General features: G+C 74.0%; 8 protein-coding genes. 2 read left to right on the top strand and 6 right to left on the bottom strand.

Going from position 1 to position 9345, the window contains the following annotated elements:
- Positions 1 to 17 precede the first annotated feature (17 nt).
- The 6 genes from AA23TX_RS35430 to AA23TX_RS35405 form a co-directional block, all read right to left on the bottom strand.
- Positions 18 to 224 carry an MbtH family protein gene (locus tag AA23TX_RS35430; RefSeq protein ID WP_155547042.1) on the bottom strand — a complete coding sequence of 69 codons (207 nt, stop codon included), beginning with the start codon at positions 222 to 224 and terminating at the stop codon, positions 18 to 20.
- On the bottom strand, positions 221 to 1546 hold the full coding sequence (locus AA23TX_RS35425) for an MFS transporter (RefSeq protein ID WP_196425670.1): 1326 nt from the start codon (positions 1544 to 1546) through the stop codon (positions 221 to 223). Before AA23TX_RS35425 ends, AA23TX_RS35430 begins: the two co-directional genes overlap by 4 nt.
- Positions 1547 to 1835: 289 nt before the next feature.
- Entirely contained in the window at positions 1836 to 3095 is a 1260-nt protein-coding gene (locus AA23TX_RS35420; protein ID WP_155547040.1) for a glutamate synthase-related protein, read from the bottom strand.
- A complete protein-coding gene (locus tag AA23TX_RS35415) occupies positions 3092 to 4075 on the bottom strand; it encodes an asparagine synthetase A (protein ID WP_155547039.1) in 984 nt (327 codons plus the stop codon). The genes AA23TX_RS35420 and AA23TX_RS35415 overlap by 4 nt, the downstream gene beginning before the upstream one ends.
- A gap of 30 nt (positions 4076 to 4105) precedes the next feature.
- A complete protein-coding gene (locus AA23TX_RS35410; protein WP_230862912.1) occupies positions 4106 to 5356 on the bottom strand; it encodes a methylaspartate mutase in 1251 nt (416 codons plus the stop codon).
- A complete protein-coding gene (locus AA23TX_RS35405) occupies positions 5353 to 5838 on the bottom strand; it encodes a cobalamin B12-binding domain-containing protein (RefSeq protein ID WP_155547038.1) in 486 nt (161 codons plus the stop codon). Before AA23TX_RS35405 ends, AA23TX_RS35410 begins: the two co-directional genes overlap by 4 nt.
- Positions 5839 to 6259: 421 nt before the next feature.
- Between AA23TX_RS35405 and AA23TX_RS35400 the strand changes: the two genes are divergently transcribed.
- Positions 6260 to 9109: a type 2 lanthipeptide synthetase LanM family protein gene (locus AA23TX_RS35400; protein WP_230862911.1), complete on the top strand. Its 2850-nt coding sequence runs from the start codon at positions 6260 to 6262 to the stop codon at positions 9107 to 9109.
- A 45-nt stretch (positions 9110 to 9154) separates the two neighbouring features.
- A complete protein-coding gene (locus AA23TX_RS35395) occupies positions 9155 to 9334 on the top strand; it encodes a hypothetical protein (protein WP_155547036.1) in 180 nt (59 codons plus the stop codon).
- The last annotated feature ends 11 nt before the right edge of the window (positions 9335 to 9345 follow it).

Raw genomic sequence — 9345 nt, 5'->3', positions numbered from 1 at the left:
GCCGGCGGGTGGGGGGGTCAGCGCATCGAGGCGACGAGGCTCGCCGGACGCAGGTCGGTCCAGTGCGTCTCGACGTACTCCAGGCACGCGGCGCGCGTGTCCACGCCGTGCACGGTCCGCCAGCCCTCGGGGACGTCCACAGTGGACGGCCAGAGCGAGTGCTGGTTCTCGGCGTTGACCAGGACCAGGAAGGTGCCGTTCTCGTCTTCGAAGGGGTTGGTCATGACTTCTTCTCCTCTGTGAGGGCGGCCCGGCCGAGTGCCGGGGTGGCGACGAGCAGGGCGAGCGCGACGAGCGCGACCGCGGCGTGGGCGAACATGGTGAGCGGGACGCCGATCGCCTCGGTGAGCACGCCGATCAGCAGGTTGCCGACCGGGGTGGCGGCGAGGGTGAACAGCGCGAGGATCGACATGACGCGCCCGCGCATCTCCGGTGTCGACCACCGCTGGGCGAGGCTCACGAGCACGAGCGCGGTGAGGCCGGCGACCAGGCCGAGTGCGAAGAAGGCGGCGATGCCGACGGCGAGGTTCGTCGTGGCCAGCAGGGCGAGGCAGACGACCTGCGCGGCGAGGCCGCCGGTGGCCAGCCGCCCGGCTTTCTCGCGCGGCGGCCACTTGACCGAGACGACGAAGGCGAGGGACGCGCCGAGCGTCATGGCGGTGAGCAGCCAGCCGGCGCCCCGGGTGCCGCCGAGCAGGACCAGGCCGAGGTTGATCGGACCGGCGCCGCTGAGCTCGAGGAGACCGGTGACGATCATGGCGGTCCGCAGGGCGGGCCTCTTCGCGACGTACCGGCAACCTTCGCCGACGTCCCTCAGGAGCTGCTTGACCTTGACGCGCTCTCGCCGTGTTTCGGCTTTCCCGAGGGTCTTGGTGTTCCCGGCGGCGACGGCGGAGACGAGGAAGCTGACCCCGTTGACCGCGGCGACGACGACGAGCCCGCCGAGCCCGGCCAGCCACGACCCGAGCGCCCCACCGGCGGCTTGCCCACCCCGCACGGCGGCGAGGTAGACGGCGTTGCCGCGGACGAGGTGTTCGGGCGGCAGCAGGTTCGGGCGCAGCGCATCGGAGGCCGGGATGAAGAAGGCACTGGCGACGGCCATGACGACGATGAGCCCGGCGAGCAGCGGAACCCGCGGCCCGACCGCGAGCACGGCGGCGGCCCCGGCGAGCATGGCCCCGGCCCGGACCAGGTCGGTGGTGACGAGCACGCGCCGCGGCCCGGTCCGGTCGGCGACGGCGCCGCCGACGAGCAGGGTGAGGACTTTGGGGAGCGAGCCGAGGGCGAGGATCAGGCCGGCGACGGCGGGCCCGGCGGTGCCGACGAGGGTGACCGAGAGGGCGATCAGCCAGACCGCGTCCCCGAAGGAGGAGAGGCCCATCGCGAGGACCAGGCCGAGGAAGGGAGCGGGGAGGGCTTTGCCGGCGCCGGTGGTGGGCCGGGCAGCGATGCCTGGCTCGGTCGTGTCGAAGCCCGGACCCGGCACGTTCGCACCGCCGCTCCCGGCGATGCCGGGCTCGGCCGCGGCAATGCCGGCCCCGCCCACACCACCCCGCGCCGCAGCACCTGCCCGAGCCGCAGCAACGGCTGCGCCCTTCGCAGCAGCCATACCCGCGGCACCCGGCTCGGCAGCCACTGCACCGCTCGCGGCCGCAGCACCCGGCACAATCCCGCCACCATCCGCCGCGCCACTCGGCCCGGCTCCGGTGCGAGGCTCGTCGACCGCGGTCATGACGCACCGCCGGCCGTGCTCACCTGGGGTCGTGAGTGGGAAACCGGGTTAGAACACTGTTTCTCACTCACGACCGGCCGCGGTAGACCAGCCGACTGGGGGCTCATGACAACACCTGCTCACGGACCCGGTCCGGCGCGTCGCCCGGGAACCACACGTCGTCGCGGGTCAGTGCGTCGGCTCGGTACTGGCCCAATGCGCTCAGCAGCAGCCGCAGCTCCAAGGCCAGCGCCTCCGCGAAGCGGACCAGCCCGTCGACCGGGTCCGTGTCCACCGCCAGCAGCGCCGCCCGGCCGAGGCCCGCCGCGCGGGCACCCAGTGCCAGGACCTTCGCCACTCGCGTCCCCTCCCACATGCGGCCCGACGCCAGCAGGCACCCCGCCGGCGTGCCGATGCGCGCCAGGCATTCCGCCAGTGGGAGCCCCACGGAGGCGAAAGATGTCGGGGCCCAGCCCGACCCGCCCTCGGCGCCGTCGACCGTCACCGCGGAGGCCCCTGCCGCCCAAGCCACCGAGGCCGCCGAAGCCACATCGCGGCCGGGTGGGAGCTTCACCCACACCCCGGCTCGCGGGAAGTTGTTGCGCATCAAGCGGATCTGCTGGCGGAGGATCTCGTCGGTGAACGTCCCCGGCGAGCTGCTCCGCAGTACCCGTGCGCCCAGCGAAGCGTCCACTGTGTACAAATCGGATAGTGAAGCGGCGACCGAAGGCGAGACCAGCGTCATCCCGCCGAGACCCGGCTTCGCGCCCTGGCCCACCTTCAGCTCGAACGCCAGCCGCCCGGACTCCAGCAACGGTGCCGCCGACGGGTCCGAGTACACGAGGTTCCACACCTCCGCGTCCGCGTCCTCGGTGCTCTGCTGGACGACCACGCCGCCGAGCCCGTCGGGCACCGCGTCCGCGTACGCCCGCATCCGCTCCAGCAGCGTCCCGTCCGACGCGCCGCCCGCACGGCCGTGACCGTGCATCGGGACGACGTTCTCGCCGATCACCATCGGGATCCCGAGCCGCGCGGCCTGCGCCGACGCCGCGGCACCCAGGCCGGCGCCCGCCACCTGCGTCGATCCGAACGCCGACAGGTACAGCGGCAGCGAAGACTCGAACCCGCCGATCGACGTCGACAGCGAGACGTCGCCGTACAGCGGCTCGCGGCCCAGCTCGATCAGCTTCTCCAGCCGCCGCGGCACGAACACCGGCGGCACCAGCCGGGCCTCGTCCAAGACATCACCAGATGACGAAGAAGCAGCAGCGCCGAATAGCGAAGTCCCATAGGAAGAAGCGGGAGGGAACACCGCCGCGGCACCCTGAAGCGCCCGTGCCCGAACCGAATCCTCCGGGAAGCCCCCGGCACTCAACGCGGTCACGGCGAGACCACCCCCGGCAGCTTCGGGAACGCCGTCGCCTGCCACACCGCGTCCAGCCCGGCCACGTACCGCGTGAACCGCTGCACGCCCAGGCCGAACCCGGCGCTCGCCGGGATGCCGGTGCGGACCAGGTCGAGGTACCACGCGTACTTCGCCGGGTTCTCGCCCGTCTCGCGCATCCGCGTGACGATCCGGCCGTAGTCGTGCTCGCGCTCGCTGCCGCTGCACAGCTCGCCGTACCCCTCCGGCGCGATCAGGTCGAAGTTCCGCAGGACACCCGGCGTGGAAACGCTTTCCCGGTCGTAGAACCCCCGCGAGCCCTTCGGGTAGTCGACGAGGAAGAACGGCCGCGCGTGCTTCTCCGACAGGATCGCCTCCCCCGCCCAGTCGATCTCGGCGTCCTCGCTCTGCGGGTGCCCCAGCTCGCGCAAGGTCTCGACGGCGGTGGCGTGCGACAGCCGGCCGAACGCGCCGCCGAGCAGGTCGGCGAACGCGCCCGAGTCACGCCCGAGCGCCTCCAGCACGTCGCCCGCGTCCTCCACGACCCGGCGCACCACGTGCGCCACCAGGTCCTGCAGCAGGTCGAGCACGTCGTCGCGGGACGCGCCGGCGACCTCGACGTCGAGCTGGTGGAACTCGGCCAGGTGCCGGCTCGTGTTCGCCGTCTCCAGGGGCTCCAGCCGCACGTTCGGCGCGACGTAGAAGATCTTCGAGAAGCCGAGCAGCGACGCCTGCTTGTACAGGATCGCGCTGGTCATCAGCTTGTAGCGGTGCCCGTAGAAGTCGACGTCGACCTGCTTCGCGCCGCGGCCGCCGGGGTCGGTGACCGGGCCGATCACCGGCGGCAGCAGCTCGGTGAAGCCGCGGGCGCCGAGGAACGCGCGTGCCTCGGTGAGCATCTTGTGCTGCAGGCCCAGCACGTGCCGCGTGGTCTCCGAGGTCAGGTGCGTGCGCGGGTCCGGCGGATCGGTGTACTCCATGGCGTTTCACTCCCAGCTGGTCGGGACGGATCAGGACAGGACCGGGTCGAGCCTTCGGCGGTGGTAGGACAAGTCGGCGAGCAGCCGGGTCGCGCTGACCCGGTCGCGGCCGCGACGGCCGCCCAGCGCGGACGGCAGCGGCATCCGGCCGGTGTGCCACCACTGCAGGCGGCCTTCGTCGTCGAGCACGCACCGGGTTTCGTTGCCGTTGTCGGGGTGCAGGCAGTACGGGACGTCGAGCAGGCCGCGCTCGAACGCCGCCGGCAGCGCCTCGGCCAGCGTCGGGGCGAGCGAGCGCACCTCGTCGACCAGCAGCCGCGCCTGCGCGTACACCTCGGTGTCCCCCGCCGGCGGCGCGGCCGGAGCGGGCTGCTCCAGCGCCGTGGCGTGCGCCAGCCGCAGGGCCTCGACGTTCTCCTCGACGGTCGGGATCCGGTGCGCTTCCGCGGTGGTCTTGACGATCAGCCGCTCGGTGCCGGTGCGCACGGCCAGCCGGACGCTCTCGGCGACCAGCTCCCGCGCCCCGGCCGCGGACTCCGGGAACAGGCCCATGTAGGTGTAGAGCACGACGTGGTGGTCCACAGTGGACAGTTCTTCGGCGCACAGCCGGCGCATCGCCCACAGCGCTTCGGCGTCCTGCTCCGGGCTGGTCTGCTGCGCGTAGCTGGCCGAGACGCTGCGCACGCCGTGTTCGGCGAAGAACAGGCACTCCAGCACCGACAGCGCGACGAGCAGGCCCGGCGGGCACAGCTGCCCGAGCATGCAGCCGCCGAAACTCTCCAGGTGGCACTCCACGGCCTGCCCGGCCAGCAGCGACGCCGAGCGCGACCACGACTTCGCCGCCGTCCGCAGCGGCACGCTGCTGTAGGGCAGGCAGTAGGACACCGGCCCGCCCTCGGAGGCGTCGAGCCCGGCTTCGAGCATCGTGGCGAAGATGTCCTCCGGCTGCGCCGACCCGTGCCGCACCTGGACCGGGAAGCGCGGGCCGTACAGGCCGTCCACCAGCTCGGCGGTGACGGCCGCGCCGAGCGCCACCAGCGGGTAGCCGTTGAGCGGGACGCCGGAGGCGAGGGACATGGCGGCGAGGTCGTGCTGCCCGGTGCGGGTGTAGCTGTCCAGCGTCACGGTGCCGACGGCCGGCACCCCGGCTTCGGCGACCGCGCGCAGCCCGCGGCGCATGGTGACGGGATCCGAGAACCCCATGCGCGGCTGGACGAGCAGGGTCCGGCGGCGCCGGTGCTCGGCCACGAAGCTGCTGAACACCGACCGGGCAGCGGTCACCGCAAGGTCCGGACGTTCGCCGCGACGAACTCGCGGAACGACTCGATCGCCTGGCCGGAGTCGCCGGCGCCGACGTGGAACACCGCGTCGTAGCCCAGCGCCAGCAGCTCGGTCTCCAGCTCGGCGTTGGCGTCGCCCTGGACGCCGAGCTTGCCGCCGATGACGGCGGGCAGCCCGGCCAGCGCGGCGTCGGCGCGCAGCGCGGAGATCACCCGGGCGCCGTCGACGTGGCCGTGGCCGTTGATGGTGCTGATCACCAGGCAGTCCGGCCGCTCGGCGCGGCACGCGGCCAGCAGCCGGTCGACCGGGACGCAGGCGCCGAGGTTGACCACCTCGTGCCCCATCTCCTCCATGATCAGCTGGAGGGCGACGAGGTTCCACATGTGCGAGTCGGACTGGACGCTGGACAGGACGAACTTGAGCGGGGATCCGGCGGCCACACCGGGCCCGTCGGGGGTCTGCTCGATCTGGAACGTGGTCATCGTGCGTCGCTCCCTGTGCGTTCGGGGAACGTCCGCGGGGCGAGCCGCGAACTTCTCACGACGAATCGTCATCGCCGCGGGGCCGGCGCACATGGGTGCGGCGGCCCCGCATTCCGCCGCCGCTCCCGGCCCTCGGTCCGCCTCGCGCGCGAGCGACGCGGTCGCGCGCGCGACCGCGGAGTCCGGTGGGCCGGGGGTGCCCCGCATGGGGGATCGGCGCGCGGAAGACCGCGTCAACCCCGGCCGAACCCGCCGGTCGAACGGAGCAACCGCCCCGTCCATCCGGGCTAAGTACGTGCTACGCGACCAGGCGTTTCTCCGCCTATGCCCCCATGAACCCCTACGACGCCCCCATACCGGGCGGGAATGCGGGCGCAGCACCCCCATGTAACCCGCGTCACCCGCTGGCATGCTCGATCTCGTGATTCCCCCGCAGCCGAACCCGGCGACCACGACGCTCCCGCCCACCTGGTGGGCCGCGGCGCTGACCGCGCGGGAACGCCGTACCGACAGCTCCCTGCCCGCGTGGGCCGCCTTCGCCGAGACGGCGCTCGCCCACGACAGCGACGCCGAGCTTTCTCGTGAAAGCTCCGCGCACTGGCGTACGGCGTTCGCCTCGGTGTTCCGCCCCTTCACGGACGCGGCCCGCGCCGCGATCGCCGGTGCCGCAGCGGCTTCGCCCGCCGTCGACGCCGCCGCGGTCGCCGGCCGCTGCGCCGCGCAGCTGGGGCACCAGCTCGCCGGGCTCGCCGCCCGCACGCTGGTGCTGGAACTGGGCCGGGCACGACGCGCCGAGGTCCTCGCGGGGGAAACGCCGGAAGACCGCTTCGCCGGCTTCGTCCGGCAGACCGGCACCCCGGCCGGGATCACCGACCTGCTGCACCGCTACCCGGTGCTCGCCCGGCTCGCCGCGCAGGCCTCACTGCACGCGATCGAGTCGGTCACCGAGCTGCTGGGCCGCTTCGCCGACGACCGGGCCGCGCTCACCGCGTTCACCGGCGCCGACCCCGGCCTCCTGGTCGAGATCAGCGGCGGCACCGGGGACGCCCACCAGCGCGGCCGCTCGGTCCGCGAGCTGCGGTTCGCCGGCGGCGCGCGCGTCATCTACAAGCCCCGCCCGCTCGACCTGCACGCGGCGTTCACCGGCCTGGTGGACTGGCTCAACCCGCGGGTGCCGGGCCTCGAGCTGCGCACGGTCGACGTCCTGGTGCGCCCCGGTTACGGCTGGCTCCGCTTCGTCGAGCACCGGCCGTGCACCGACCTCACCGAGGTGGACCGCTTCTACCGCCGCCAGGGCGTGCTGCTCGCCCTGCTGCACGCCCTCGACGGCACCGACGTGCACTTCGAGAACATCATCGCCGCCGGCGACCAGCCCGTGCTGATCGACATCGAGACGCTCTTCCAGCCGGTGCTGCCGGCCGAAGAAACCGAGGTCGACCCCGCGTCCGAGCTGCTCGCGCGGTCGGTGCACCGGACCTTGCTGCTGCCGCAGATGATCGTCGGCGAGCACGGCGCGGTCGACATCTCCGGTCTCGGCGGCGGCCGCGCGGCGGCCCCGGCGCTGACCCGCGTCGACTGGCTCGACGCCGGCACCGACCGGATGCGGCTGACCCGGGTGCCCGGCGGCGTCGGCACCGGCGTCAACCGGCCCACCCTCGGCGGCGTCGACGTCGAGCCGGCCGAGCACGGGGCCGCGCTGCTGGCCGGGTTCCGCGCCGGGTACGACGCCATCTCCGCCGGCGCGGCGGAGTTCGGGCGGCTGCTCGACCGCTGCGCCGGCGCGGGGATCCGCGTCCTGGTCCGCCCGACCAGCTTCTACACGCGGCTGCTCGACGAGACCACGCACCCTTCGCTGCTGACCGGAGCCGACGCGCGCGACGACGCGTTCGGGCTGCTGCACGACGACAGCACCGACGAGGTCCGCCGGGGGCTCGTCGCCGCCGAGCTCACCGACCTGTGGGCGGGTGACGTCCCGATGTTCACCGGCCGCCCCGGGTCCGCGGACCTCTGGGACGCCGAAGGGAACCGCCTTCCCGGGCTGCTGGGCGAAGCGCCGCTGGAGACGGTGCGCGCGAAGGTCGCCGGGATGACCACGATCGACCGGCGCGACCAGGAGTGGCTGATCTCCGCGGCTTTGGCCACCCGGCCGGCGGCCGAGACCCACGCCGGCACCGGCGTCACCGGCAGCGTCCTGCCGAGCAAGAGCCCCGAACCCGCGCACCTGCTGTCGGCCGCGTGCGGCGTCGCCGACGCGATCATCGCCCGCGCGTCGTCGGCAGGCGGCCGCGTCAACTGGGTGGGGCTGGAGCTCGTCGACGAGAAGTACTGGACCGTGCTGCCGATGGGCGCCGGGCTCGGCGAGGGCTACACGGGCGTGGCGCTGTTCCTCGCCCAGCTGGCCGAGCTGACCGGCATCGACCGCTACCGCGACCTGGCCGGGAAGGCGCTTTCCGGCCTGCCGTGGCTGGTGTCGGCGCTGGAGGCCGACCCGGAGCTCGCCGCCGCGGCCGGCCCCGGCGGGCTGCTGGGGCTCGGCGGCGTCGCCTACGCGACGGCCCGGCTCGCCCGGCTGCTCGACCGGCCGGACCTGCTCGACCTGACCGCCCGCACGGTCGCCGTCATGCCGGCCCCGACACCCGAGACGTCCCCGCGGTACACCACCGGCCTGGCCGGCGGCCTGGTCGCGCTGCGCTCGGTCGCCACCCAGACCGGGTCCGGCGAAGCCGCGCTGCTGGCCGACGCCTACGCGGCCGAGCTCGCCATCCGCTCCCTCGACCCCGACCTCGCCGACCCGGGGTTCGCGCACGGCGCGGCCGGCGTCGACTGGGCACTGGCCGGGTACCCGCGCGAAACCGCGACCCTGCCCCCCGCCCAGGCCGCCACCGGGCACGGCTGGTGCTCCGGCCTGGCCGGGCAGGTGCTCGCCTACGCCGGGCAGCCCGCCGTGCTCGGCCTCGACGAGCAGGTCGCGGCCCTCGCCGCCCAGGACCCGCTGCGCGACCTCAGCCTCTGCCACGGCGAAGCCGGCATCACCGACGTGCTCGGCTTCCTCGCCGAGACCGGCCACCAGGGTGCCGCCGCCGCCGTCGCCACCCGCACCGGGCAGCTGCTCACCGCCGTCGAACAGGACGGCGCGCGCTGCGGCACCCCCGACGGCGTCCCGTCCCCCGGCCTCCTCACCGGCCTGGCCGGCATCGGCTACGGCCTGCTGCGCCTCGGCTTCGGCCCCCGCGTCCCGTCCGCCCTGCTCCTGCAACCACCGACCCGCTGACCGCACCCGTCCCCACCCCGTTCCATCCCGAGGAGAGAACGAACGATGCCCGAAATCACCACCGAGACCGTCGAAGCCACCGTCGGTGCCCTGGTACTCCCCCGCGCGAACCGCTGCGGCATCCGCAACCAGGCACTGGCCGGCACCCGGCCCCGGCTCTCCGGGATGACCCTCGAGACGCTCGGTGGCCCCACCGTCGTCACCAACGGCACCTTCGCCCTCTGACGTCCGCCCCC

Source organism: Amycolatopsis camponoti, from assembly GCF_902497555.1.
Lineage (GTDB): Bacteria > Actinomycetota > Actinomycetes > Mycobacteriales > Pseudonocardiaceae > Amycolatopsis > Amycolatopsis camponoti.
The sequence above is the reverse complement of the archived record's forward strand: the minus strand, read 5'-3'. Positions and strand labels throughout refer to the sequence as shown.